The organism is Tatumella sp. UCD-D_suzukii (genome assembly GCF_000611875.2).
GTDB classification, from domain to species: domain Bacteria; phylum Pseudomonadota; class Gammaproteobacteria; order Enterobacterales; family Enterobacteriaceae; genus Tatumella; species Tatumella ptyseos.
Genome location: NZ_JFJX01000049.1, coordinates 261,196 through 287,328, shown reverse-complemented (window position 1 = coordinate 287,328; position 26,133 = coordinate 261,196). Strand labels below are relative to the sequence as shown.

The 26,133-nt window shown below is 53.0% G+C and carries 21 protein-coding genes; 18 read left to right on the top strand and 3 right to left on the bottom strand.

Features of this window, described 5'->3' with window-relative positions:
- Positions 1-67 precede the first annotated feature (67 nt).
- The 3 genes from gcvP (at position 68) to CG67_RS09495 (ending at position 4,360) form a co-directional block, all read left to right on the top strand.
- On the top strand, positions 68-2,941 hold the full coding sequence (gene gcvP, locus CG67_RS09505) for an aminomethyl-transferring glycine dehydrogenase (RefSeq protein ID WP_025902714.1): 2,874 nt from the start codon (positions 68-70) through the stop codon (positions 2,939-2,941).
- Positions 2,942-3,018: 77 nt separating this feature from the next.
- On the top strand, positions 3,019-3,546 hold the full coding sequence (locus tag CG67_RS09500; protein ID WP_025902713.1) for a GNAT family N-acetyltransferase: 528 nt from the start codon (positions 3,019-3,021) through the stop codon (positions 3,544-3,546).
- A gap of 160 nt (positions 3,547-3,706) precedes the next feature.
- A complete protein-coding gene (locus CG67_RS09495) occupies positions 3,707-4,360 on the top strand; it encodes a hemolysin III family protein (RefSeq protein WP_025902712.1) in 654 nt (217 codons plus the stop codon).
- 113 nt (positions 4,361-4,473) lie between these two features.
- On the opposite strand, the gene ygfZ is transcribed toward CG67_RS09495, so the two are convergent.
- Both ygfZ and CG67_RS18800 read right to left on the bottom strand, forming a co-directional pair.
- Positions 4,474-5,454: a tRNA-modifying protein YgfZ gene (gene ygfZ / locus CG67_RS09490; RefSeq protein ID WP_025902711.1), complete on the bottom strand. Its 981-nt coding sequence runs from the start codon at positions 5,452-5,454 to the stop codon at positions 4,474-4,476.
- Between the two features lie 438 nt (positions 5,455-5,892).
- On the bottom strand, positions 5,893-6,768 hold the full coding sequence (locus tag CG67_RS18800) for an acyltransferase family protein (protein WP_371190682.1): 876 nt from the start codon (positions 6,766-6,768) through the stop codon (positions 5,893-5,895).
- A gap of 947 nt (positions 6,769-7,715) precedes the next feature.
- On the opposite strand from CG67_RS18800, the gene CG67_RS18665 reads away from it, so the two are divergent.
- From CG67_RS18665 to CG67_RS09465, 3 genes are all read left to right on the top strand, one after another.
- On the top strand, positions 7,716-7,841 hold the full coding sequence (locus CG67_RS18665; protein WP_256360148.1) for a hypothetical protein: 126 nt from the start codon (positions 7,716-7,718) through the stop codon (positions 7,839-7,841).
- 106 nt (positions 7,842-7,947) lie between these two features.
- Positions 7,948-8,232 carry an FAD assembly factor SdhE gene (gene sdhE / locus CG67_RS09470; RefSeq protein WP_029991328.1) on the top strand — a complete coding sequence of 95 codons (285 nt, stop codon included), beginning with the start codon at positions 7,948-7,950 and terminating at the stop codon, positions 8,230-8,232.
- The gene (locus tag CG67_RS09465) at positions 8,195-8,623 is read left to right on the top strand and encodes a protein YgfX (protein ID WP_025902707.1); all 429 of its coding nucleotides are present in this window, start codon (positions 8,195-8,197) and stop codon (positions 8,621-8,623) included. Before sdhE ends, CG67_RS09465 begins: the two co-directional genes overlap by 38 nt.
- A 6-nt stretch (positions 8,624-8,629) precedes the next feature.
- On the opposite strand, the gene fldB is transcribed toward CG67_RS09465, so the two are convergent.
- Positions 8,630-9,148, bottom strand: coding sequence for a flavodoxin FldB (gene fldB, locus CG67_RS09460; protein WP_025902706.1), 519 nt, complete (start codon positions 9,146-9,148; stop codon positions 8,630-8,632).
- Between the two features lie 2,313 nt (positions 9,149-11,461).
- Between fldB and CG67_RS09455 the strand changes: the two genes are divergently transcribed.
- The 12 genes from CG67_RS09455 (at position 11,462) to CG67_RS09395 (ending at position 26,125) form a co-directional block, all read left to right on the top strand.
- Positions 11,462-12,166, top strand: a complete 705-nt coding sequence (locus CG67_RS09455; RefSeq protein WP_025902705.1) for a hypothetical protein — start codon at positions 11,462-11,464, stop codon at positions 12,164-12,166.
- Complete coding sequence (locus tag CG67_RS09450; RefSeq protein WP_025902704.1) at positions 12,163-12,597, top strand: hypothetical protein; 435 nt, start codon at positions 12,163-12,165, stop codon at positions 12,595-12,597. The genes CG67_RS09455 and CG67_RS09450 overlap by 4 nt, the downstream gene beginning before the upstream one ends.
- Positions 12,598-13,829: 1,232 nt before the next feature.
- Positions 13,830-14,087, top strand: coding sequence for a hypothetical protein (locus tag CG67_RS09440; protein WP_025902702.1), 258 nt, complete (start codon positions 13,830-13,832; stop codon positions 14,085-14,087).
- Between the two features lie 89 nt (positions 14,088-14,176).
- On the top strand, positions 14,177-14,434 hold the full coding sequence (locus CG67_RS09435; protein ID WP_152975051.1) for a hypothetical protein: 258 nt from the start codon (positions 14,177-14,179) through the stop codon (positions 14,432-14,434).
- 1,343 nt (positions 14,435-15,777) lie between these two features.
- On the top strand, positions 15,778-16,692 hold the full coding sequence (gene xerD, locus CG67_RS09430) for a site-specific tyrosine recombinase XerD (protein ID WP_025902700.1): 915 nt from the start codon (positions 15,778-15,780) through the stop codon (positions 16,690-16,692).
- A 28-nt stretch (positions 16,693-16,720) separates the two neighbouring features.
- On the top strand, positions 16,721-17,425 hold the full coding sequence (dsbC, locus tag CG67_RS09425; protein WP_025902699.1) for a bifunctional protein-disulfide isomerase/oxidoreductase DsbC: 705 nt from the start codon (positions 16,721-16,723) through the stop codon (positions 17,423-17,425).
- A gap of 3 nt (positions 17,426-17,428) precedes the next feature.
- Complete coding sequence (gene recJ / locus CG67_RS09420; protein WP_025902698.1) at positions 17,429-19,165, top strand: single-stranded-DNA-specific exonuclease RecJ; 1,737 nt, start codon at positions 17,429-17,431, stop codon at positions 19,163-19,165.
- A gap of 141 nt (positions 19,166-19,306) precedes the next feature.
- Positions 19,307-20,405, top strand: a protein-coding gene (gene prfB / locus CG67_RS09415) for a peptide chain release factor 2 (protein WP_111678386.1) whose coding sequence is annotated in 2 segments (ribosomal slippage) — positions 19,307-19,381 and positions 19,383-20,405 — 1,098 coding nt in all. Because the reading frame shifts where the segments join, the coding sequence is not laid out codon by codon here.
- Positions 20,406-20,414: 9 nt separating this feature from the next.
- Positions 20,415-21,935 carry a lysine--tRNA ligase gene (lysS, locus tag CG67_RS09410; protein WP_025902697.1) on the top strand — a complete coding sequence of 507 codons (1,521 nt, stop codon included), beginning with the start codon at positions 20,415-20,417 and terminating at the stop codon, positions 21,933-21,935.
- 999 nt (positions 21,936-22,934) lie between these two features.
- Positions 22,935-24,428: a capsule assembly Wzi family protein gene (locus CG67_RS09405; RefSeq protein ID WP_051546377.1), complete on the top strand. Its 1,494-nt coding sequence runs from the start codon at positions 22,935-22,937 to the stop codon at positions 24,426-24,428.
- A gap of 123 nt (positions 24,429-24,551) precedes the next feature.
- Positions 24,552-25,691, top strand: a complete 1,140-nt coding sequence (locus CG67_RS09400; protein WP_025902695.1) for a polysaccharide export protein — start codon at positions 24,552-24,554, stop codon at positions 25,689-25,691.
- Positions 25,691-26,125 carry a protein-tyrosine-phosphatase gene (locus tag CG67_RS09395; protein ID WP_025902694.1) on the top strand — a complete coding sequence of 145 codons (435 nt, stop codon included), beginning with the start codon at positions 25,691-25,693 and terminating at the stop codon, positions 26,123-26,125. The genes CG67_RS09400 and CG67_RS09395 overlap by 1 nt, the downstream gene beginning before the upstream one ends.
- Positions 26,126-26,133: the final 8 nt, after the last annotated feature.

The following is a 26,133-nucleotide window of genomic DNA, read 5'->3' as shown; positions in this document are numbered from 1 at the left end:
CCTCTGCCAGAGCAGGAACTCTGTGTCCTGCTGTTTATCTTCAAGCCTGATTCAGGATGCAAAGCGAATGACCCGGACTCTCAGCCAGCTCGAAAATCAGAATGAATTTATTGCCCGCCATATCGGGCCTTCACCACAGCAGCAGGAAAAAATGCTGCAAACTATCGGTGCCGGTTCTCTGCCGTCGCTGATCGACGCGATAGTGCCACAGGATATCCGTCTGCCTGAACTGCCGGCAGTCGGTGAGGCCATTACGGAACAGCAGGCGCTGGCAGAGCTGAAGGCGATAGCCGGGCGTAATAAACGCTTTAAATCCTGGATTGGCATGGGCTATAGCGCGGTGATCACCCCGCCGGTTATTCTGCGTAATCTGCTGGAAAATCCGGGCTGGTATACCGCTTACACCCCTTATCAGCCGGAAGTTTCACAGGGGCGTCTGGAAGCGTTACTTAATTTTCAGCAGGTCACCCTCGATCTGACCGGGATGGATATCGCCTCGGCATCCTTACTGGACGAAGCCACGGCAGCGGCTGAAGCGATGGCGATGGCGAAACGGGTCAGTAAGCTTAAAAATGCCAATAAGTTTTTTGTGGCTGATGATGTGCATCCGCAGACCCTTGACGTAGTGCGCACACGCGCCGAAACCTTCGGGTTTGAACTGATTATCGATGCGGCAGAGAAGGCGGTGGATCATCAGGACCTGTTTGGTGTGCTGCTGCAATATTGCGGCACCCGCGGACATCTGCATGACTACCGGGATCTTATTGCTACGCTCAGGGAGCGTAAAGTCATTGTCAGCATGGCCGCCGATTTTATGGCGCTGGTGCTGCTAGCCTCACCGGGTGAGCAGGGGGCCGACATCGTGTTTGGTTCTTCCCAGCGCTTCGGCGTGCCGATGGGCTACGGCGGGCCGCACGCAGCTTTCTTTGCCAGCCGTGATGAACATAAACGCGCCATGCCTGGCCGTATTATCGGGGTATCCCGGGATGTCAGCGGCAACCAGGCACTGCGTATGGCAATGCAGACACGCGAACAGCATATCCGCCGCGAAAAGGCCAACTCCAATATCTGTACCTCGCAGGTATTACTGGCCAATATTGCCGGTATGTATGCGGTCTATCATGGTCCGCAGGGGCTTAAAAAAATTGCCGAACGTATCCATCGCCTGACCGATATTCTGGCTGCAGCCCTGCAGCAGCAGGGGCTCAGCGTACGTAACCGTCACTGGTTCGATACGCTGATGGTGGAGGTCAAAGATAAAGCCGCAGTCCTGAAGCGGGCAGCCGATCATCAGGTGAATCTGCGGACCGATTTACCGCAAGCCGTCGGTATTACCCTGGATGAAACGACCGGTCGGGAGGATCTGCAGGTATTACTGACGATCCTGACCGGCAATGATGCACCGATCGATTTTGACGCGCTGGATGCTCAGGCAGCGACAGAAAGTGCCTCTGTACCGGCGGCATTATATCGTACGGAAGCCATTCTGACCCACCCGGTGTTCAACCGTTATCATAGCGAAACAGAAATGATGCGTTATATGCACCGGCTGGAGAGCAAGGATCTGGCTCTGAATCAGGCGATGATCCCCCTGGGCTCCTGTACCATGAAGCTGAACGCGGTCGCCGAGATGTTACCGGTTACCTGGCCGGAATTTTCAGAGCTGCACCCGTTTTGTCCGACCTCACAGGCAGAGGGATACCTGGAAATGATAGCGACGCTATCCCGCTGGCTGGTCCGCCTGACAGGCTACGATGCCCTGTGTATGCAGCCGAATTCCGGCGCGCAGGGGGAATATGCCGGTTTGCTGGCGATCCGCCGTTACCATGAAAGCCGCCAACAGCCGGAACGGAATATCTGCCTGATCCCGGCCTCGGCCCACGGGACTAACCCGGCGTCTGCACAGATGGCAGGCATGTCGGTGGTCGTGGTCGCCTGTGACAAACAGGGCAATATCGACCTGAATGATTTGCGTGTTAAAGCGGAGCAGGCAGGGGAGCAGCTTTCCTGCATTATGGTGACTTATCCTTCCACCCACGGGGTGTATGAATCGACGATCCGTGAAGTGTGCAACATCGTCCATCAGTTCGGGGGACAGGTGTATCTGGATGGCGCAAATATGAATGCCCAGGTCGGGCTGACTTCACCCGGCTTTATCGGTGCGGATGTCTCGCACCTCAATTTGCACAAAACCTTCTGTATTCCGCACGGCGGCGGCGGGCCGGGGATGGGGCCGATCGGTGTTAAAGCGCATCTGGCACCGTTCGTGCCCGGGCACAGTATTGTCCGGGTGGCAGACGTACTGACCCGTGAAGGGGCGGTATCTGCAGCACCTTTTGGCAGTGCGTCTATTCTGCCTATCAGCTGGATGTATATCCGTATGATGGGGAGCGAAGGCCTGCGGCAAGCCAGCTCTGTGGCTATCCTGAATGCTAACTATATTGCCCGCCGTCTGGGAGAGGCTTATAACATTCTCTATACCGGTGAACAGGGGCATGTGGCGCACGAATGTATTCTTGATATTCGTCCGCTGAAAGAAAAGAGTGGTATCAGCGAAATGGATATTGCTAAGCGACTGATTGATTACGGGTTCCATGCACCTACCATGTCTTTCCCGGTGGCAGGAACGCTGATGGTGGAGCCTACCGAATCAGAAAGTCTGCATGAGCTGGACCGCTTTATTGAGGCGATGCTGGCTATCCGCGCAGAGATAGAGAAAGTTATCTGTGGCGAATGGCCTGCGGAGGATAACCCACTGGTCAATGCGCCGCATACCCAGCAGGAACTGGCCGGTGAATGGTCGCATTGTTATTCCCGTGAACTGGCGGTGTTCCCGGCAGGCAGTGACAATAAATACTGGCCGACAGTGAAACGTCTGGATGATGTTTACGGGGATCGTCATCTGTTCTGTTCCTGCGTTCCTGTCAGCGATTATCAGTAATATGCTCAGCACGGCTGTCCTTCGGGACAGCCGTTGTTTTACGATGAATCTGATCTGTTTGTTACCCGGGAATAGCAATGACTCCGTTTATTACCCCCCGCTTATCCGGCCGTCAGCTGAAGGCAGATGACTGGCCATTTTTCCTGCAACTGTACCGCGACCGGCAGGTCATGCGATTTATCAGCGACCCGCTGAGTGAAGAAAGTATCCGTGAGAAATTTAACAGCCGTCTGCCGCTGTGGCAGCGCAGCAGCGATCACTGGCTGTGTCTGTTGCTGAGTGAACGCGACAGCGGAACTCCTGTCGGCCTGACCGGATTTTGCCTGAAAGAAGATACCGGTGAGGCAGGTTTTATTTTTTCCCCGCAGGCACAGGGCAAAGGCTATGCTGCCGAATCGCTGAACATTTTGGCTGAGCGCTTTTTCAGCGAAGGCTACGGACTCCGTTTGTGCTGTCAGGTCACCGAAGGTAATGAGGCCTGTCAACGGCTGATGCAGCGCTGTGGTTTTCGCCTGACAGAACGGCAGTCACAGAGTTTTTATCTGGCAGGACAATGGCATGATGATCTGCATTTTGTCCGGTACGGCAACGACGTGGTGCCGTGAATGCCGGGTAATCACTGACCACACCGGCCCCGGGGTTTTTCGCTGCCGGTGGACATAGGCATTCACAAAAAAATTCAGCTTACACCTGTACACTGAAAATATTCTTCGCTACGCTACCTGTGCACTATCGGAAACAACGTACTGAAATCAGGAAGCCTGCATGACACAACATCGTTTATTTCCGAAGGGATATTCTCTGGCCGAAGAGGTGGCTAACAGCATCAGCCACGGACTGGGATGCCTGTTCGGAGTTGTCGGACTTGTACTGTTACTGACCCGGGCCATTGAACACAATGCGGGGGCAATAACCCTTATCAGTTATACCCTGTACGGCAGCAGTATGATCCTGCTGTTTCTGGCCTCAACCCTGTATCACGCTATTCCTTCGCCGAAAGCCAAGCCGTGGCTGAAAAAATTCGACCATTGTGCGATCTATCTGCTGATCGCCGGGACTTACACCCCTTTCTTACTGGTCGGACTGAAATCACCGCTGGCGCATACGTTAATGGTGGTGATCTGGGCCTTAGCCCTGGCGGGAATTATTTTTAAACTGACGATAGCGCATCGTTTTAAGATCCTGTCGCTGGTCACGTATCTGCTGATGGGCTGGCTGTCACTGATTGTGGTGTATCAGCTGGCGACCCGGCTTTCATCCGCCAGTGTCTGGCTGCTGGCGATCGGCGGCATTGTCTATTCGCTGGGGGTGATATTCTACGTATCGCGGCGCATCCCTTATAATCATGCGATCTGGCATGGTTTTGTGCTCGGGGGCTCTGTCTGTCACTTCTGCGCTATCTACTTCTATGTTCGTTAAGCTGCCGTGCGGAGCCGTGAAGGCTCCGTTATCGGCGTTAAAGTCGCTGGCCCGTCCGGCCAGCGTGGTTGTCTGCCGGGCCCGGTGAATACGTTTAACGGGCCACCGGCAGATTACTTTTCTTCGCTGAGGGAATAAGGCAGGGGTTGTACCGTTAATACTGCGCCTTCGTCGCCTTCAGGACGCAATACACTTTCTGCTTCCAGGTCATTATTCAGCACAGCCTGTACGGACACCCGGCCATCATTCAGCTTCACGGCGGCCAGCACAGTGCCGGTTTTACGCCACCGGTCTCCCATCTGTAATTCCAGCGCTCCGCCGGTGGCCGGCAGTTGTTCTGCCGTGCCCAGCAGCCAGTACAATGCACGTTTGTTGGCTCCGCGGTACTTCGCCCGGGCAACCATCTCCTGACCGGTATAACAGCCCTTTTTAAAGCTGATCGCCTGTAATGCCTGCAGGTTAGTGGCTTGCGGGATAAACTCACCGCTGGTGGCCGTATCGATCACCGGCTGACCGGCGGCAATGTCCAGCGCCAGCCACTGCTGACTGTCGCCGGTCTGCGCATGGCTTATTGCTGAGCGAAGGGCGGCGGTCTGTTCCTTTCCGGCAATCAGAATAAAGCGTTCCGCCGGACAGTCCTGCCATAGCAGCAGTTGATCTTCTGCCAGAACCCGGGGCTGGTTGTGATCCGGTAACTCACTGAAATGAGCCGCGAGAGCTTCGCGGGCACCTTGTCCGGCAATGCCGGTCAGCTGACGGGTGTCGTCGTCACTCAGCGTCACTTTGGCAAATACCGCATATTTTTTCAGCGCGGCCAGTTGGGCATCACGGACCTGACGGCGCAGGATATAGCCGTAATCTTCCGTATCATGGAACAGACGCAGACTGCTCCACATTTTTCCTTTGGCATCACAATGGGCGGCCAGCCGGTGGTCATTTTCCGGCAGGGCGGCAACATCCAGCGTCAGTTGCCCCTGCAGATAGCTGGTACTGTCCGGGCCGCGGGCAGTGACCAGTGCCCAGTCATCAAGGGCGACGATAGTCAGAGGCAGTGTCTCTGCGGCTGCCGGTTGAGAGAGAGTATTTTCTGGCATAGGGCATCCTGTGGCTTAAGTGGGCATCAGCACGGGGCTGAGCCGGGTTAGCAGTCGTATTCAGGGCATTATTCACCAAAGGCCGACCGCTGAAAAGGGCGAAACCACACGGGAAATGCGTTATACGGCGGGAGCCTGCCGGCAAATGATCACCTGAACAGCAATTTCAGGCCGGTGAAGGCCAGCAGACCGGCACTGCATCGGTCAATCAGGGTACGGTAACGCAGATAAGCATGACGCGGCCGGCGGGCAGAGAGCATGTAACTAGACCCGTTCTAGTTCCATGTGTTTTTTGAAATTTCGGCTCAATAATGGAGGTGTCGATATTACCCCTGCATCATATTATTCAGTGATTCATGTCCGTAAAATTTACCAGAGCGATACAGAGGGGCTGACCTCAGTATCGCTCTTAATATGGTCTTATGTTAACTATTTATTTTAGTTGGGTTTGCTTGTTTTTGTCCAGTTGTAGAATGGGTATTCAATACACAATGAAATAATTATTGATAGAATAATTATGACTAAAAATGTCAAGGTAGACATTTTTATTATATCTGAGTTATTTTTTATTAAATGGAACCCAATAAACCAACATATCCCATGCATTAAATAAATGCTGTAACTAACCACGCCAATCCGGCGTAACCCTTTTACTTCAAGCAATCCAAAAATAGATTTTCCATTTAGTATATTATAAAAAAACACAAAGGCGACCATGGCTGTAGGTATTCCGTAGGTACTTCCAGAAATAATAATAGCAATGGAAAGTAAAATTGTTAGTGATATTGTCGGTTTTGATGTTAAATATAGTGCTAATTTTTTCGACTTTATGAATCTGCAAATGTATCCACAGGAAAAGCAAAAAATGTATTTAAATATATTTGATAGATCAGTGTCATGCATATATTTTTTTATTGTACAATATGCGATTACGCATAGGCCTGCTAGCGCTACACTAGCAATTAACCGCCTTTCTTTTTTTAGAGTTAACGATATGAAAGGTAAGGACACGTATAGTAACCACTCCCAGTGAAGCGTCCATGTAACCCCGGCGTTTATTAAATTACTATTAGGGAATTCGAATAATTCGGGTCTTTTGTTTAATAAACCGCCATCAAGCCAATACGCTATATTTAAAGTATTGAAGGTTTCTTTATTACCCAAAGCGTAGGAAGTAAATATACATATGATAGAGCTAGCCAGGCAAACCGGTACTATTCTGAATATTCTTTTTTTATAAAATATAATCCATTTGGTTATGCTTTGTTTTTCAATTGATGAGAAAAGGTAGCCAGATATAATAAAAAAAAACATATACAGCAAGTGGTCCAATAAAACGGAATATATTGTATCCATTTACATCCCAATTGCCATTTCTCCATAAGAAATAGTTGAACATGTAGTGATGGAAAACTACCATTAATGCAAGCATCCCCCTTAATGAGTCAATGTTGTTGAGTTCTCGCGAGTCAACCTTATCAATGAATCCCATCCTCTTACTACTTAGCGTTAATATGATAAAAAATGATACAAGAAGAAAATATAAAATCATGAAGAATTGATTATGCACTTTTTCGCACCGATTTAACCAAAAAGATGTGCGTAGTGTATCTAATGACCCATAGGGAGTACATAAAAATAACGTGAAATGAAGCGACTATTAGCTGGCTTTGCTTTTGCACATATTCCCTTCAAAAATTTCATTGTGTGTGATATAGATGTCAGACCTTTATAATCACACTGTTTCGCTTGCTGTCAAATCAGATGCTCATTTTATCAAGTGCCAGTTTAAGGGCTTTGTTGCGGAACTCAGGCGTATACTGTTTGCGAGACTTTTTGGTCGTGGATACGGATTTTGTCATGTGAGTTACACCGGATCAAGGGGGGCTCACTTAGTCGCGTGTCCACGAATGCTGATAAGATCAGTTATGGATAATCTGCGGGATGGTGTGATATAGAAAAACTGTATCCCAACATAGCAGTGATGATCCCTTTAGGTAAATATGTATATGTAACGTTTGACGGAGGGTAGTACAATTTCATTGGTTACTTTTTCTGCCAGAATGAGTCAATTCCTCAAGCTCCGGTAATTAACTATATCAATCTGCCGAATGCTTATTCCATATTTCTCTAAATACAGGGTAAAAAAACACGGTAGCCTGACAAGTTTAGTATCGTAGCGGGGCTTTGATATGTGAATATCTTGAAAATCGCGTACATTTCAGCGGTCAGACTAACACGTATTTAATAGGAGAATAAGCATGAAGTACTTATACTCAGTCAGTGAAAACCTGGGTCTGACGTCACAGGCATTCCTTAAATCCGGGACAGTATTAGCCCGTACGCAGCGACAGGCCCGGGCAGGAAATTTCAGTATTCCTGAATAATTGCGTGCCCGCCCGTGTTTTTTAATTTCCGTCACGGGGGAGTGTCGCCTGTCTGTGCATTACGGGGTAAACTGAGTTTTCTCAGGAACCGTACACAGGACAAATCATGCCGGAACAAACCTCCCCGGGTATCAATGATAAAGCCCGTATTCAGTGGGCCTGCCGTCGGGGCATGCTGGAGCTGGATATCGCTATTATGCCGTTCTTCAGATATGAATATGACACGCTTACCGACCCTGAGAAGCAGACGTTTATCGCTTTATTACGGGCAGACGATCCGGATTTATTTAACTGGATGATGGGCAACGGAGAGCCGGCAGATGCGGATCTCCAAAAAATGGTGCAATTGATCCGTGAACGTAACCAGCAACGCGGCCCGGTGGCAGAGTGAATTAGTCCCCTCCCGGCTGGCCTGCCGTATTCAGTGCAGTGTCCAGGCGCTGATCGTGCTGGCTGTCGTTTTTACCCCCTGGACCTGGGGCGGAGGTATCTTAAAACTGATGGCTCTTTGTCTGGTATGGCGTGAGGGGCAGCTGGCCCGCAGACGTTTTCGCGAGCGTTGCGGTGTGCTGGAAGTGGATGCGCAGGGAAGATGGCGCTGGCAGCAACAGAGCTGGCGGACCCGGGGTAATCCGGGCTGGTTACCTTTTGCTGTGTTACTTTCTCTGGAAAACGCTGCGGGGCAGCGCCTGCGCTTCTGGCTGATGCAGGATGCGATGCCCGCACAGGACTGGCGGGCATTACGAATGCACTGGTTCTATTGCCGGAGTTATTCACGCTAGACGGGTTTACAGCAGTTCTTCCACTTCGGTCAGGATCTGTTCACACCAGCGTTCGACCCTGTCATCGGTCATTTCGAACTGGTTAACATCATCCAGAGCCAGCCCGACAAACTGATCACCCTCGGGCAGCACAGCTTTAAGGCTGATAAATTCAAAGCCTTCGGTCGGCCATTGGCCGATAAACTTTACGCCCATCGGTTTCAGCAGGTCATGCAACATGCCGAGGGCATCGAGAAACCATTCACTGTAGCCAATCTGATCACCCATACCATAGAGTGCGACGGGTTTACCGCGCAGCTGCAGGTCAGGCAGCATTGGCCAGATAGCTTCCCAGTCTTCCTGCAATTCGCCGAAATCCCAGGTCGGGATCCCCATAATCAGCAGGTCGTACTGCTGCATCGCTTCTATCGGTCCCTCTTTCACATTGTGTAATGTCACCAGGTCGTCACCGATAAAATCACGGATTTTTTCCGCGACGATCTCGGTATAACAGGTACTGGAACCGTAGAATAATCCGATTTTCATAATTACCTTGTTAATTCAGACAGTCAATTTTAGTGCCGTGAGTGAATTATCTAATAATGCCTGATAAACCCTAAGAAAAAATACATTCTGTCGTCAATTAATGGCTTTTGCGCTACGGATAGCGTTCCGATCCCCGGCTGACTGGCCGGAATAGTTTTTCTTTTTTACTCAGAGCAGGTTCCGCCCGTCATGCGTGAAGTAGTTTCAGTTGCCGGCAGCGTGGGCCAGGCAGCCTGCCTTACCACAAAGCGAACGGAATATTCACCGTGCTGATACAAACAAATTATCCGATTTCCCGCGTATCCACTCTGAGCAGGTTCCGCCCGTCATACGTGAAGTAGTTTCAGTTGCCGCGTGGCGGCGGCCGGGTTAAGGCCCGAAGGCGCGGGCCTTAACAATCCGCGCCTGGCGCAGGTCCTCGCTGTCCCCTCACTTATCGCTCCGGCCTGACGGCCCGCCCGGATTCGCCGTCCTGGCTCAACCGTGCTTTCGCCGGCGTCCCTGCCGGCTCAGCCTGGCCGTCACTCTGCGTTCGGCGCTGCGGATAGCGCCCCAAAACCTGCTCTCCGGGCAGTGGTCCCCGTGTTTAGTCTTTTAAAATACGAAAAATGTCTTCTTGTCTGATGCTTGCACCGTGGGTCGGGCGACATCGCACCGCTGAGCGAATGAATGTGGCCAGGACGAGCCGCATGGACGCGGCGAGAGGTCATGCTGAGCAGGAGCGAATCATGACCAGTCCGTAAAGGACACATGAATGAGTGAAGGCACCGCGAAGCGGCGGGCAGGCCTGTCGCAAGGCCGGGAGTGCAGAGGGCGCGGCCATGCGCCCTTTGCCCGGTCGCCCGCAGCGGGATGCAGGCAGCAAGCCTTACCACAAAGCGAACGGAATACTCACTGTGCTGACACGAACAAATCATCCGGTTTCCCGTGTATCCGCCCTGAGCAGGTTCCGCCCGTCATACGTGCAGTAGTTTCAGTTGCCGCGTGGCAGCGGCCGGGTTAAGACCCGAAGGCGCGGGCCTTAACAATCCCCGCCTGGCGCAGGTCCTCGCTGTCCCCTCACTTATCGCTCCGGCCTGACGGCCCGCCCGGATCCGCCGTCCTGGCTCAACCGTGCTTTCGCCGGCGTCCCTGCCGGCTCAGCCTGGCCGTCACTCTGCGTTCGGCGCTGCGGATAGCGCCCCAAAACCTGCTCTCCGGGCAGTGGTCCTCGTGTTTAGTCTTTTAAAATACGAAAAATGTCTTCTTGTCTGATGCTTGCACCGTGGGTCGGGCGACATCGCACCGCTGAGCGAGTGAATGTGTCCAGGGCGAGCCGCAGGGACGCGGCGAGAGGTCATGCTGAGCAGGAGCGAATCATGACCGGTCCGTAAAGGACACATGAATGAGTGAAGGCACCGCGGAGCGGCGGGCAGGCCTGTCGCAAGGCCGGGAGTGCAGAGGGCGCGGCCCTGCGCCCTTTGCCCGGTCGCCCGCAGCGGGATGCAGGCAGCAAGCCTTATTACAAAGCGAACGGAATATTCACCGGTCTGACATAAAGAATGCATCCGTTTCCCGTGTATCCACTCTGAGCTGGTTCCGCCCGTCATACGTGAAGTAGTTTCAGTTGCCGCATAGCGGCTGCCGGGTTAAGACCCGAAGGCGCGGGCCTTAACAATCCGCGCCTGGCGCAGGTCCTCGCTGTACCCTCACTTATCGCTCCGGCCTGACGGCCCGCCCGGATTCGCCGTCCTGGCTCAGCCGTGCTTTCTCCGGCGTCCCTGCCGGCTCAGCCTGGCCGTCACTCTGCGTTCGGCGCTGCGGATAGCGCCCCAAAACCTGCTCTCCGGGCATCGCCACTGTCTTTCGGTTTTAAAACAAAACCACATTCCGCTTTTCCGGTGATGTTTGCACCGTTGCCCGGTCGCCCGCAGCGGGATGCAGGCAGCAAGCCTTATTACAAAGCGAACGGAATATTCACGGTCTGAGATAAAAATAACAGGTGAGTTTAAAACCCGCAGACCGGCTAACGAAAAATCTTCCGCTTTCCCGCGGAACTACGTACCGACGCGGCGATAGGTGACGTAATAAATTGCGTCTCTGTTCACTGTTTTCTGCCAGGCCTGATGCTACTTTCGTGTCTCCTGGTCTGGATCCATACTGAAGCCTTCCATCAGTCGGCCTGGTGCATAGTCATGCATGTCTGGACAATTTTCGGCGTTCGATTCTGGCGAACTTTTGGTAAGAGGAGTTGTTTGAGTCTGTAAGAGCCTGAAGCGGTAAACGCAGTAAGTGAGATGCAGACAGAACGAACATAGGGAAAGGACACTCAGGATGAGTAAGCGATCAGAAATTATTGATGGCAGAGAGGCAAGCACAGCAAAGTACGGGATAGTTTATACGGAAGTACTTGGCTGGGTAGACCTGGGGCATGCCCGGGGCTCGGACATTCGGGATCTTTTGCGATTAATGTCACAGGGTGAATCATCAGGGAAGGAATTTTATGATGTCAGGTATGCACAGGGAATGACGTCACCTTTTGGATTGATCCGTTCAGGTAAGGTGATGACCTGGCGTATCCGTAGAGGGCGACCTTACCGGGAACAGAAAAGCATTGCCCTGGCGATGATGATGACGATGGCATGCAAGTTTGAGGCATTCCAGGAGATGTTTCCCAATAACTTAGTGACGGATAGCGGTTTCAGCGGTGAGGATTTGGTCTCCGATCTGTTGGGGTTTTACCGTGTGGTATCGATTCAGGATCCTTTTCCTCAGCTCCGGCCTGTAAGCAGGGAGGACGCTCTGAAACGCTGGGATTACTACGGCAAAATCGGTAACTGGAAGAACAAAACGTTTCAACCTCTGTTGTTCCCCGACCCGGAAAGATCCCCAAATTCCCGGCCCCGTAAAGGGGAGTTACCGCTGTTCATGAGAACGGTAATTCCTTATAACGACTTTCTGTCCGGAAACGTGATACTTCCCCGGCATGACAGGACGTTTGTGGTACTGGGTTCCAGCAATAGCAGGATGGGATTATGAGGAAGTCTGGCGTCGCTCTGATTGGGGTGATTGGCATAGTTGGTATTGGCCTGGTTATTGGCTGGCCGTATATCAGGATGGAATTTGCCAGCAGCGCATATTATACCAGGGAAAATCAACGCCAGTATGAATATTACACCCCGGAATTATTAAAAAAAATGCCAAGGGTATCAAGTGATTATAAATTTGAATTTGGGAGGATTACAGGCACAGAAGCTAATGTCTTCACTGTGAAGTTTTATGGTGTTTCTGACACCCGGAGTATCAGGGACTACCTGAAATCAGAGGGGTATGAGCCCCGGGCGTCTTGTGATGTTGAAGCCGAGTGTTGGAAAAGTCGGGCGACCAATGATGAGGTTACGGTCGGCAATATTCATTCTCAAACAGGGGTGTTTGTGCAGATATATCGGCGTTTATATTCAAGCCAATAAGCCGGACACAGAGAATGATCCTCTGGAGATCATTTTATCCGGGCAGTTGTCCCCGTGTTTAGTCTTTTAAAATACGAAACATGTCTTCTTATCTGATGATTGCCCGGTCGCTCGCAGCGGGATGCAGGCAGCAAGCCTTACCACAAAGCGAACGGAATATTCACCGTGCTGACACAAACAAATTATCCTGTTTCCCGTGTATCCGCTCTGAGCAGATTCCGCCCGTCATACGTGAAGTAGTTGCAGTTGCCGCGTGGCAGCGGCCGGATTAAGGCCCGAAGGCGCGGGCCTTAACAATCCGCGCCTGGCGCAGGTCCTCGCTGTCCCCTCACTTATCACTCCGGCCTGACGGCCCACCCGGATCCGCCGTCCTGGCTCAACCGTGCTTTCGCCGGCGTCCCTGCCGGCTCAGCCTGGCCGTCACTCTGCGTTCGGCGCTGCGGATAGCGCCCCAAAACCAGCTATGCGGCATCGCCACTGTTTTTCGGTTTTAAAACAAAACCCCAATCCGCTTAATAACAGATTTAGCACCGTTGATCGGGCGACATCGCACCGCTGAGCGAATGAATGTGGCCAGGACGAGCCGCATGGACGCGGCCATGCGCCCTTTGCCCGGTCGCCCGTGGCGGGGCAAAGGCAGCATGCCTGACAACAAAGCGAACGGAATATCCACCGTACTGAGATGAAAAACAAAGGATAAACTTATTACCTGCAAACCAGAGACAAAAATCTTATCCGCTTTTCCGCGGATGCCAACACCGTTGGTCGGGCGACATCGCACCGCTGAGCGAATGAATGTGGCCAGGACGAGCCGCATGGACGCGGCGAGAGGTCATGCCGAGCAGGAGCGAATCATGACCGGTCCGTAAAGGACACATGAATGAGTGAAGGTACCGCGAAGCGGCGGGCAGGCTTGTCGCAAGGCAGGGAGTGCAGAGGGCGCGGCCCTGCGCCCTTTGCCCGGTCGCCCGCAGCGGGGTGCAGGCAGCATGCCAGACAACAAAGCGAACGGAATATCCACCGTACTGAGATGAAAAACAAAGGACAAACTTATTACCTGCAAACCAGAGACAAAAATCTTATCCGCTTTTCCGCGGATGCCAACACCGTTGGTCGGGCGACATCGCACCGCTGAGCGAATGAATGTGTCCAGGACGAGCCGCAGGGACGCGGCGAGAGGTCATGCTGAGCAGGAGCGAATCATGACCGGTCCGTAAAGGACACATGAATGAGTGAAGGCACCGCGAAGCGGCGGGCAGGCCTGTCGCAAGGCCGGGAGTGCAGAGGGCGCGGCCATGCGCCCTTTGCCCGGTCGCCTGCGGTGGATTACAGGCAGCATGCCGGACAATAAAGCGAACGGAATATTCACCGTACTGATTAAAAAACTACAGATGAACCGAACACTCACAAACCTGAGACAAAAATCACCCGGTGTTCTCCGGGCCACCAACCCGTTGACTTACCGCGACATCGCACCGCTGAGCGAGTGAATGTGGCCAGGACGAGCCGCAGGGACGCGGCGAGAGGTCATGCTGAGCAGGAGCGAATCATGACCGGTCCGTAAAGGACACATGAATGAGTGAAGGTACCGCGTAGCGGCGGGCAGGCCTGTCGCAAGGCAGGGAGTGCAGAGGGCGCGGCCATGCGCCCTTTGCCCGGTCGCCTGCGGTGGATTACAGGCAGCATGCCGGACAATAAAGCGAACGGAATATTCACCGTACTGATTAAAAAACTACAGATGAACCGAACACTCACAAACCTGAGACAAAAATCACCCGGTGTTCTCCGGGCCACCAACCCGTTGACTTACCGCGACATCGCACCGCTGAGCGAGTGAATGTGGCCAGGACGAGCCGCAGGGACGCGGCGAGAGGTCATGCTGAGCAGGAGCGAATCATGACCGGTCCGTGAAGGACACATGAATGAGTGAAGGCACCGCGGAGCGGCGGGCAGGCAGCAGCCTTATTACAAAGCGAACGGAATATTCACCGTGCTGATAATAAAAAACGCATCCGGTTTCCCCGGTTATCCGCTCTGAGCAGGTTCCGCCCGTTATACGCGCAGTAGTTTCAGTTGCCGCATGGCGGCGGCCGGGTTAAGGCCCGAAGGCGCGGGCCTTAACAATCCGCGCCTGGCGCAGGTCCTCGCTGTCCCCTCACTTATCGCTCCGGCCTGACGGCCCGCCCGGATTCGCCGTCCTGGCTCAACCGTGCTTTCGCCGGCGTCCCTGCCGGCTCTGCCTGGCCGTCACTCTGCGTTCGGCGCTGCGGATCGCGCCCCAAAACCTGCTCTCCGGGCAGTGGTCCCCGTGTTTAGTCTTTTAAAATACGGAAAATGTCTTCTTATCTGATGCTTGCATCGTTGGCAAGGCGACATCGCACCGCTGAGCGAATGAATGTGGCCAGGACGAGCCGCAGGGACGCGGCGAGAGGTCATGCTGAGCAGGAGCGAATCATGACCGGTCCGTAAAGGACACATGAATGAGTGAAGGCACCGCGAAGCGGCGGGCAGGCCTGTCGCAAGGCCGGGAGTGCAGAGGGCGCGGCCATGCGCCCTTTGCCCGGTCGCCTGCGGTGGATTACAGGCAGCATGCCGGACAATAAAGCGAACGGAACACTCACCGTACGGAGATAAAAATAACAGATGAGTTTAAACCCCGAAAACCGGCTAACGAAAAGTCTCTCGTTTTTCTCCGGGCCACCCACCCGGTGAATTACCGCGACATCGCACCGCTGAGCGAATGAATGTGGCCAGGACGAGCCGCATGGACGCGGCGAGAGGTCATGCTGAGCAGGAGCGAATCATGACCGGTCCGTAAAGGACACATGAATGAGTGAAGGTACCGCGAAGCGGCGGGCAGGCTTGTCGCAGGGCCGGGAGTGCAGAGGGCGCGGCCATGCGCCCTTTGCCCGGTCGCCCGCGGCGGATTACAGGCAGCAAGCCTTACCACAAAGCGAACGGAATACTCACCGTACTTACACAAAAAAGCCACGAATGGGATACTCACCGGCCTGAGACAAAAATCCCCCGTTTTTCTCCGGGCTACCCACCCGCTTTCCCCTGGCCCCCACTTTGTAAAACTCTCCCCCCTCCCCATATTGTTTTAGCCATTACCCGGGAATTTCAGGCATAATAGCGCGTCAAAACCTGTGGCAAAGCACCCAAAAGAGCGGAGGAACAGTGCAGGATAATCAGCAACACGATGACAATCTGCGCATAGCAGAGGTGTTTCTCGATACTGTCTGGATTGAACGTAATCTGGCAGAAAACACTCTGTCTTCCTACCGTCAGGATCTGCAGCAACTGACCGACTGGATGAAACCTCAGGGGCTTTCTCTGCTAACCATCACCGCGGCGGATTTGCAGAACTTCCTTGCTGAACGCCTGGAGCAAGGGGCCAAAGCAAGCAGTTCGGCCAGGCAACTCAGTGCGATGCGACGACTGTTTCAGTACCTGTACCGCGAGAAACAGCGTAGCGATGATCCGACGGCCGTACTATCCTCTCCTAAATTGCCACAACGTTTACCGAAAGATTTAAGTGAGTCGCGAATAGAACGTCTGCTGCAGGCACCCTCGACCGAAATCCCGCTGGAATTGCGTGATAAAGCGATGCTGGAACTGCTTTATGCCACCGGCCTGAGGGTTTCAGAACTGGTAGGTTTATCGCTGAGCGATGTCAGCCTGCGTCAGGGGGTTGTGCGTGTGTTAGGTAAAGGCGATAAAGAGCGCCTGGTTCCGTTGGGTGAAGAAGCCATCTACTGGCTGGAACAATATCTGGAATACGGTCGCCCATGGCTCATTCAGGGGCAGACGCTGGATATCCTGTTTCCCAGTTCCCGCGCCCGGCAAATGACCCGGCAGACATTCTGGCACCGGATTAAACATTATGCCGTGATTGCCGGTATCGACAGCGAAAGTCTGTCACCGCATGTGCTGCGCCATGCCTTTGCTACGCATCTGCTAAATCACGGGGCAGATTTACGGGTAGTACAGATGCTGCTTGGTCACAGTGATCTCTCGACGACTCAGATTTATACCCATGTAGCCAATGAACGGCTGCGTCAGTTACATCAACAGCACCATCCCCGGGCCTGAGCTTCGGGATGAAAAGGACATCCGTTTCATGAAAAAAACTCTCTTAGCAGTCGCACTGCTGTGCTCCGCATTTACCGGACTGGCACAGGCAGATGATTCCGCCATTCAGAGCACCCTGCAGAAACTGGGGGTGAAAGTCACCGATATCCAGCCTTCACCCCTGCCAGGCATGAAAACAGTGCTGACCGACAGCGGTGTGTTTTACATCACCGAAGACGGCAAACAGATGATTCAGGGACCACTCTATGATGTCAGTGGCCCGCATCCGGTGAATGTCACTTTCCGCCAGTTGGATAAGAAAGTGGAACAGATGGTACCGGATATGATCATTTATAAAGCAGCGAAACAGCAGCATGTGGTCACCGTATTTACCGACATCACCTGTGGCTATTGCCACAAGCTGCATCAGCAGATGGCTGACTATAATGCATTAGGTATTACCGTACGTTACCTGGCCTTCCCAAGGGAAGGAATGGGCGGAGATGTTGCAAAAGCGATGACTTCCGTCTGGTGTGCTGCAGATCGTAAAAAAGCGTTTGATGATGCCATGAACGGTAACGTGCCGCCCGCAGCAACCTGCAATATCAACCTGGCCCGTCAGTACCAGCTGGGCCTGATGTATGGTATCCAGGGCACGCCGGCCATACTGACGGATACCGGGGTGATGATCCCGGGTTACCAGGGGCCGGAAGACCTGAAAAAATATCTCGATAGTCTGAAAGCAGGGCAGTAACTTTTGACAGAACAACAGGTTTCACAGCTGCGCCGTCGGCAGCCGGAAGGGGATGTGCAATTGCCGGCGGAGATGCCGGCATTATTGCGTCGTCTGTATCATCTGCGCGGGGTCACTGCGTCCAGCGAACTGGAGCGCGGGGCGTCAGCCCTGTTACCCTGGCAGGCGCTGAACGGTATTGAGTCGGCCGCTGAACTGCTGCACCAGGCGATCCTGAGCGGCAAACGCATTGTCGTGGTAGGCGATTTTGATGCCGATGGTGCGACCAGTACAGCACTTTCCCTGCTGGCACTGCGGGCGATGGGCACAGAAAATATCACCTTTCTGGTGCCTAACCGGTTTGAGGATGGCTACGGGCTAAGCCCGGAAGTCGTCGAACAAGCCAGATCCCTTGGGGCCGAACTTATACTCACTGTGGATAACGGGATCTCTTCCCACGCCGGTGTGGCGCTGGCAAACCAGTATGATATTCCGGTGGTGATCACCGACCACCATTTGCCTGGCGATACGCTGCCGGAGGCCGCAGCGATTGTTAACCCGAATCTGACCGGTTGTCGCTTTCCTTCCCGCTCGCTGGCCGGTGTCGGGGTCGCATTTTACCTGATGCTCGCTTTACGAGCCCGTTTGCGTGAGCACAATGGTTTTGCTGACCGTCCCCAGCCTAATCTGGCCGAATTACTGGACCTGGTTGCCTTAGGGACAGTGGCGGATGTTGTTCCGCTGGATGCTAATAACCGCATCCTGGTATGGCAGGGCTTGCAGCGGATCCGGGCCGGTAAATGTCGCCCGGGGATCCGTGCCTTGCTGGAGGTCGCAAACCGTCCTTCATCCCGGCTGGTCGCCAGTGATCTCGGTTTTGCCCTTGGTCCACGGCTGAATGCGGCAGGGCGTTTGGATGATATGTCGGTCGGCGTTTCATTGCTGTTAACCGACGATATACAGCAGGCGCGGATGCTGGCCAGCGAACTGGATGCGTTGAACCAGACCCGTAAAGAGATTGAACAGGGCATGCAGGCTGAAGCTCTGAGCCTGTGCGATTCCCTGGTACAGCAGCATCAGCAATTGCCTCACGGACTGGCATTTTACCATCCGCAGTGGCATCAGGGTGTGGTTGGTATTGTGGCTTCACGGCTGAAAGAACGTTTCCATCGGCCGGTGTTTGCGTTTGCTCCCGCCGGCGACGGCACGCTGAAAGGTTCCGGACGTTCGGTTCCCGGGCTTCATTTGCGTGATGTGCTGGAGCGGCTGGATACCCTGAACCCGGGGGTGATCCTGAAGTTCGGTGGACACGCGATGGCCGCCGGATTATCGCTGCATGAAGATCAGTTTGAAACTTTTCGTCAGCAGTTCGCGCTGATTGCCGGTGAGTGGCTGGATGCCGCGCAACTGCAGGGCGTGATCTGGTCTGATGGCGAGCTTGCCGGCAGTGAGCTGACGCTGCAGACGGCAGAGCTATTACGTGAAGCCGGGCCCTGGGGCCAGGCGTTCCCTGAGCCGGTATTTGACGGTAAATTCAGGCTGCTGCAGCAGCGACTGGTGGGCGAACGGCATCTGAAACTGATGCTGGAGCCGGTGGGCGGCGGCCCCTTACTGGACGGGATCGCGTTCAATATAGATACGCGCCTGTGGCCGGATAACAGTGTTCAGCAGGCCGAAATTGCCTATAAGCTCGATATTAACGAATTCCGTGGTCAGCGAAATGTACAGTTATTGATTGAGCATCTTTGGCCCGTGGCCTGAGCGGCAGACAATAGGCGGGACTTCCCCTGAAACAAAAGCCATTATGCGATGGCATAAGGGATACCCGAAACATCACCTTTCCGGTAGACTATGTGGCCTGAATTAAGCCATTAACCGACCAACTAAAAGATATCTGAAGCCATGTTTGAAATTAATCCGGTTAAAAATCGCATCCAGGACCTCAATGAACGCAGTCTGCTGCTTCGGGGGTATCTTTGACTATGATGCTAAAAACGAACGTCTCGAAGAAGTAAACGCCGAGCTGGAACAGTCTGATGTCTGGAATGATCCGGAACGCGCCCAGGCTCTGGGTAAAGAACGCTCATCTCTGGAAGCCGTTGTCAGCACACTGAACCAGATGACTCAGGGGCTGGAAGATGTCAATGGCCTGCTGGAACTGGCTATTGAAGCGGACGATGAAGAGACCTTCAATGAAGCGATAGCCGAGCTGGACGAGCTGGATAAGAAACTGGCTGATCTTGAGTTCCGTCGTATGTTCTCCGGCGAATACGACAGCGCAGACTGTTATATCGACCTGCAGGCAGGCTCCGGGGGTACCGAAGCACAGGACTGGGCCAATATGCTGCTGCGTATGTACCTGCGCTGGGCGGAAGATAAAGGGTTTAAAACCGAAGTTATCGAAGAATCCGAAGGGGATGTTGCCGGAATTAAATCGGCCACTATCCGTATTTCGGGAGAATACGCCTTTGGCTGGTTACGTACCGAAACCGGTGTTCACCGCCTGGTACGTAAAAGTCCGTTCGATTCCGGTGGTCGTCGCCATACGTCCTTCAGCTCTGCGTTTGTTTATCCGGAAGTGGACGAAAATATTGATATCGACATTAATCCGGCCGACCTGCGTATCGACGTTTATCGCGCCTCGGGTGCGGGTGGTCAGCACGTCAACCGGACCGAGTCGGCGGTGCGTATTACCCATATTCCGACCAATACCGTTACCCAGTGCCAGAATGACCGTTCTCAGCATAAGAACAAAGATCAGGCGATGAAGCAGATGAAAGCGAAGCTATATGAGCTGGAAATGCAGAAGAAAAATGCCGAGAAGCAGGCACTGGAAGATAACAAATCCGATATCGGCTGGGGCAGCCAGATCCGTTCGTATGTACTGGATGATTCGCGGATCAAAGATCTGCGTACCGGCGTGGAAACGCGCAATACCCAGGCAGTGCTGGATGGCGACCTTGACCGGTTTATTGAAGCAAGTCTGAAAGCAGGTTTATAAGGAAAACCCATGTCTGAACAACAACCACAGCAGGCTGATGCCATCCGGGAACTCAATAACGAGCTGAAAAGCCGTAGTGAGAAACTGGCCGCACTGCGCCAGAACGGCGTGGCATTCCCTAACGATTTCCGCCGCGACACTCAGTCAGATAAGCTGCATGCTGAGTTTGATGCGAAAGAAAACGAAGAGCTGGAAGCGACCGGTATCGAGGTGAGTGTTGCCGGCCGTATGATGACCCGTCGTATTATGGGTAAAGCTTCCTTTGTTACCCTGCAGGATGCCGGTGGCCGTATTCAGTTATATGTGTCACGGGATGATTTGCCGGAAGGTTACTATAACGAACAATTTAAAAAATGGGACCTCGGCGATATCCTCGGTGCACGTGGCAAGCTGTTTAAGACCAAAACCGGTGAGTTATCCATTCATTGTAGCGAACTGCGCCTGCTGACCAAGGCACTGCGTCCGTTACCGGATAAGTTCCACGGTCTGGCGGACCAGGAAACGCGCTATCGTCAGCGTTATCTGGACCTGATTGCTAACGAAGAGTCCCGCAATACGTTCCGTATCCGTTCAAAAATCATGGCCGGTATCCGCCAGTTTATGGTTGAGCGTGAGTTTATGGAAGTAGAAACGCCGATGATGCAGGTGATCCCTGGCGGAGCTTCTGCACGTCCGTTTGTTACTCATCATAATGCGCTGGACATTGATATGTACCTGCGTATTGCTCCGGAGCTGTATCTGAAGCGTCTGGTGGTGGGTGGTTTCGACCGTGTATTTGAAATCAACCGTAACTTCCGTAATGAAGGTATTTCTCCGCGTCATAACCCTGAGTTCACTATGATGGAACTCTATATGGCTTACGCGGATTACAATGACCTGATTGAGCTGACCGAAAGTCTGTTCCGTACACTGGCAGAGTCCGTGCTGGGCCATAGCCAGGTCACTTATGGTGATCAGATTTTCGATTTCGGTAAACCTTTTGCCCGTCTGACCATGCGCGAAGCTATCAAAAAATACCGTCCGGAAACCGAACTGAGTGATTTGGATGACTTTGATAAAGCCGTTGCGCTGGCGCAATCTCTGGGGATCAAAACAGAGAAAAGCTGGGGCCTGGGCCGTGTGGTTACCGAAATCTTTGAAGAGACCGCAGAAAGCCAGCTGATCCAGCCGACATTTATTACTGAGTACCCGGCAGAAGTTTCTCCGCTGGCCCGTCGTAATGATGAAAATCCGGAAATTACGGACCGCTTCGAATTCTTTATTGGCGGCCGTGAAATCGGTAATGGCTTCTCCGAGCTGAATGATGCTGAAGACCAGGCGGAACGTTTCCGTCAGCAGGTTAATGCGAAAGATGCCGGTGATGATGAAGCGATGTTCTACGACGAAGATTATGTCACCGCACTGGAACATGGTCTGCCACCGACCGCCGGTCTGGGCATTGGTATTGACCGTATGGTGATGCTGTTTACCGACAGCCATACTATCCGCGACGTTATCCTGTTCCCGGCACTGCGCCCGGAAAGCAAATAAGCCTGCGGGCAGCGTATTATTTGCACCTCACCACGCCTGGCTCCGGCCAGGCGTTTTAGTTTCATCCGGTAAATCGCGGGGCTGACGCGATCTTGTTTACTCCATCCTCTGATTAATGCCCTCCCGCGGCGTGATCGGCTGGCCATTCAGATTTCAGCACTGACGGTACCCGGTCGTTTGTCAGTATCTTGTGAGTCATTCTTTTGTCTGTGCAGATACGGTGTCTGGCCGGTTCTTCAATGCAGCCTGTGATCGTTTTTCCACGCCAGGCAGGCAGCTTCTGTCACCTCCGCTCCCTTTCGCTTCTTTATGCCAACTCACTGACTTTCTGCCCCCATGGGTCTGAATGTGGGTCCATATCGATGAACTATCAAAAAAGAGTAAATATATCTGTCACGATAAAGATTGCATGCAGGGTAAAAATCAGAGACTTATCAGTCATAAAAAGCAGATGTGGTGGTATTTTAATCAATATTGTCAGTAACAGTAAAAAACCAGGAATTTATCTATATCTTTGCCTTTATTAATTCTTAATAATTGTTCAGAATTTCCTGCGTTGTTTGGTCATTGTTAAGCATTTATCAGGGTTTTCTCAATAAATGAGTACACAATCACCGGCCGGCGAGCGGGATAAACGCAGTGTATGTGCAGGGAAAATATGTTGTCTTTTGCAGGGAGTGTACTGGTAGCTGTGAGCCAGGGGCGGTAGCGTGCCTGAATTTATAAGATTTTTACCATTTTGCGGTAAAATAACACCAGATATTTGTCAATTTCTGCTATTTTCATAGGCATTCAGTAAAGAAAGGGCAGGTGTGCCCGTCAGGCTGGCAGGTCTCCCCACGGACCTCCGGGGGCTGTGACACTTTTCGCAGCCGTATTGTTGGATTTCGTATAACAATACAAAAAACGGATATTATTTCATTATCACTTATTCTTAACCGTCGGTGGAGATCAAGCCGGTGTTCGCGGCGGGACAGCAAAGGAAAGGAGAAAGCTCAGATGCAGAAAACCTTTACCGGGGCGGAATTGCCGCCGGTCAGAAAGCAGCGCAGCATTAAAAAATGCCTGCTCGCCCTGGCTATCGGCCTGGCTGTGTTGCCAGCCACCAATAGTTTCGCCGCCGGCCTGGTTTTACCGGACAGTGATTTGCGCTCGGATCTGAGCTGGCTGGCCGACCGCGGGGTCATTAACCTCAGCCTGAGTACCTGGCCGTTAAGCCAGGATGCCATTGAAGCAGCACTGGACAAAGCCCATCCTTCTTATGCTTCTGAACAGCTGGCGATTGAGCGGGTTCAGCAGCGTCTGCGGACGCTGAAATCAGATGTTCGTGTCAATGCTTATACCTCCACCGGCGATTCCGGCCAGCCTAAACCCTTCGCACAGTCAACACCGGCCGATAACCGTTTGTCGGTGACGGCCAGTAACAGTGGCGACTGGTGGGATGTTAACCTGCAGGGGAACCTGGAGGGTGGCGAACAGATAGGATCGCCTTCCCGTGCCAACCTGAATAACAGCTACGGTGCAGTTAAAATCTGGGGGCAGTGGCTCTCTTTTGGCCAGACGCCGCAGTGGTGGGGCCCTGGCTATGAAGGCAGCCTGATCCGCTCCGATGCCGCACGACCGCTGACCGGCTTTATGCTGCAGCGTGACCAGCAAACAGCCCCGGAAACCTGGTGGCTGAACTGGGTTGGCCCGTGGCAGTACCAGCTTTCTGCATCCCGGGAAGCACAGTATACAGCGGTACCGGGTGTCAAAATTATCGGGATGCGTTTAAGCATCTCCCCGTGGCAGTCACTGGAACTGGGTGCCAGCCGTATTATGCAGTGGGGGGGAGAAAATCGCCCGGAATCCCTGCATAATTTCTGGGATGGTTTTGCCGGTGAAGATAATACTGCCGGTAATGACCCGAAGGAACCCGGCAACCAGCTGGCCGGGTTTGATGCGCGGCTGAAACTGGAACCGACCCTCGGGATCCCGATCAGCATTTACGGGCAGATGATCGGTGAAGATGAAGCCGGGTTATTACCATCTGCCAATATGTATCTGGCGGGGATTGAGGGCCATTACAGCCTCGGGAAAAACGCTCTGAACTGGTATCTGGAAGGGCATGATACCCGTACCGATATGGGCAAACGTACGAACTATAGCTATACACACCATATTTATACCGATGGTTACTATCAGCAGGGCTATGCCCTGGGTGACAGCATGGGCGGTGACGGCCAGTTGCTTGCCGCCAAAACCGAGCTGGTCACCGAAGATAACCAGCGCTGGAGCCTGCGGATGTTCTACGCCAAGGTAAACCCGGATAACCAGAGTATTAACCGTGCGTTCCCGCATGCGGATACCCTGAAAGGGGTCCAGGTGGGCTGGGGCGGAGATGTGTATAAATCGGTCCGTCTGAACCTGGGGACCTGGTATACCGATGCTAACCATAATGATAATAATGACCTGGGGGCCAGTGCCGCACTGGAAGTCCCGTTTAATCTGTAACGAATACTGACTATCAACGATTACAGCTCAGAAGACAGCGGCAGGGATGCCCGGCAGAGAGATGTAAATGCCACGGAACGGCCACAGTCAGCAGTGTCTACTATTAACTGATGAAATAACTTGATGAAAAAAAATGCACTTAAACTGACGGCCGCTGCAGCCCTGGTGGGGCTGCTGAGCGGCTGTACCATGATCCCCGGGCAGGGACTGAATAGCCTGCGTAAAAATGTGGTGGAGCTGCCGGACAGCGACTACGACTGGGATAAACTGGTCAATGTCTACCCGATGACTCCGGACCTGATTGATCAGTTACGTCCGGCCCCGGTGATGGCGCAGCCTAACCCGCAACTGGATAGCCTGCTCAGCAGCTACCAGTACCGTATCGGACCGGGTGATGTACTCATGATCACCGTCTATGACCACCCGGAACTGACTAATCCGGCGGGGACCTACCGCAGTGCCAGCGATACCGGTAACTGGGTCGGTGCCGACGGAAATATTTTTTATCCTTATATCGGCAAAGTCCAGGTTGCCGGTAAGACCCTTGACGAAGTGCGGATAGAAATTGCCCGCCGTCTGGCGACTTATATAGAGAGCCCGCAGGTGGATGTCGCTGTCGCAGCCTTCCGCTCCCAGAAGGCCTATGTGACCGGTGAAGTCAATAAGTCCGGTCAGCAGCCTATTACCAATGTGCCGTTGACGATAATGGATGCCATTAATAATGCTGGCGGACTTTCTGCCGATGCAGACTGGCGCCATGTGGTACTGACCCATAATGGTAAAGATCAGATTATCTCCCTGCAGGCTTTGATGCAGAAAGGTGATTTGATGGAAAATCACCTGTTGTACCCTGGCGATATTTTATTTGTCCCGCGCAATGATGATCAGAAAGTGTTTGTGATGGGGGAAGTCGGGCAGCAAAGCACCCTGAAAATGGATCGCAGCGGTATGACCCTGGCGGAAGCATTGGGTAATGCCCAGGGGATCAATCAGCAGTATGCGGACGCTTCCGGGATTTTCGTTATTCGCCAGATCCCGAAAGACAAAGGCGGGCGTATTGCCAATATCTATCAATTAAATGCGAAAGATGCTTCAACCATGGTGCTGTCTACCGAGTTCCAGCTGCAGCCATACGATATTGTGTATGTGACCACGGCACCAATCGTACGCTGGAACCGCGTGATCTCCCAGCTGGTACCGACCATTACCGGAGTACATGACCTGACCGAAACTGTTCGATATATCAAAACCTGGCCAAATTAATGTTTAATTCAATTTTAGTGGTATGTACCGGGAATATCTGCCGTTCACCGATAGGTGAGCGCTTACTGCGCCGTGCTTTACCCGGAAAAAAAATAGACTCGGCAGGAGTCGGGGCGCTGGTGGATCATGCGGCAGATGCCTCGGCCATCGCGGTTTCGGAAAACCATGGTCTTTCCCTTGATGGTCATAAAGGCCAGCAATTCACCGGTAAGTTAGGACGTCAGTATGATCTGATCCTGGTGATGGAAAAACACCATATTGAGCAGGTGACAAAAATTGCCCCGGAAGCCCGGGGGAAAACCCTGTTGTTCGGCCACTGGCTGGGGAATAAAGAGATCCCGGATCCGTATCGCCAGAGTATGGAAGCGTTTGAATTTGTGTATCAGCTACTGGACCAGTCCGCCACGGAATGGACCCGCAAGCTGGGCGGATAACTTTAGGA

What these genes read in the sequence shown, in the direction of transcription:
- CG67_RS09450 (WP_025902704.1), top strand. Translation starts at nt 12,163, where the DNA reads ATGAGGAAGTCTGGCGTCGCTCTGATTGGGGTGATTGGCATAGTTGGT.
- CG67_RS09395 (WP_025902694.1), top strand. Translation starts at nt 25,691, where the DNA reads ATGTTTAATTCAATTTTAGTGGTATGTACCGGGAATATCTGCCGTTCA.
- CG67_RS09495 (WP_025902712.1), top strand. Translation starts at nt 3,707, where the DNA reads ATGACACAACATCGTTTATTTCCGAAGGGATATTCTCTGGCCGAAGAG.
- gcvP (WP_025902714.1), top strand. Translation starts at nt 68, where the DNA reads ATGACCCGGACTCTCAGCCAGCTCGAAAATCAGAATGAATTTATTGCC.
- lysS (WP_025902697.1), top strand. Translation starts at nt 20,415, where the DNA reads ATGTCTGAACAACAACCACAGCAGGCTGATGCCATCCGGGAACTCAAT.
- sdhE (WP_029991328.1), top strand. Translation starts at nt 7,948, where the DNA reads ATGCCGGAACAAACCTCCCCGGGTATCAATGATAAAGCCCGTATTCAG.
- CG67_RS18665 (WP_256360148.1), top strand. Translation starts at nt 7,716, where the DNA reads ATGAAGTACTTATACTCAGTCAGTGAAAACCTGGGTCTGACGTCACAG.
- CG67_RS09405 (WP_051546377.1), top strand. Translation starts at nt 22,935, where the DNA reads ATGCAGAAAACCTTTACCGGGGCGGAATTGCCGCCGGTCAGAAAGCAG.
- CG67_RS09400 (WP_025902695.1), top strand. Translation starts at nt 24,552, where the DNA reads ATGAAAAAAAATGCACTTAAACTGACGGCCGCTGCAGCCCTGGTGGGG.
- CG67_RS18800 (WP_371190682.1), bottom strand. Translation starts at nt 6,768, where the DNA reads ATGTTTTTTTTTATTATATCTGGCTACCTTTTCTCATCAATTGAAAAA.
- CG67_RS09455 (WP_025902705.1), top strand. Translation starts at nt 11,462, where the DNA reads ATGAGTAAGCGATCAGAAATTATTGATGGCAGAGAGGCAAGCACAGCA.
- ygfZ (WP_025902711.1), bottom strand. Translation starts at nt 5,454, where the DNA reads ATGCCAGAAAATACTCTCTCTCAACCGGCAGCCGCAGAGACACTGCCT.
- dsbC (WP_025902699.1), top strand. Translation starts at nt 16,721, where the DNA reads ATGAAAAAAACTCTCTTAGCAGTCGCACTGCTGTGCTCCGCATTTACC.
- CG67_RS09500 (WP_025902713.1), top strand. Translation starts at nt 3,019, where the DNA reads ATGACTCCGTTTATTACCCCCCGCTTATCCGGCCGTCAGCTGAAGGCA.
- fldB (WP_025902706.1), bottom strand. Translation starts at nt 9,148, where the DNA reads ATGAAAATCGGATTATTCTACGGTTCCAGTACCTGTTATACCGAGATC.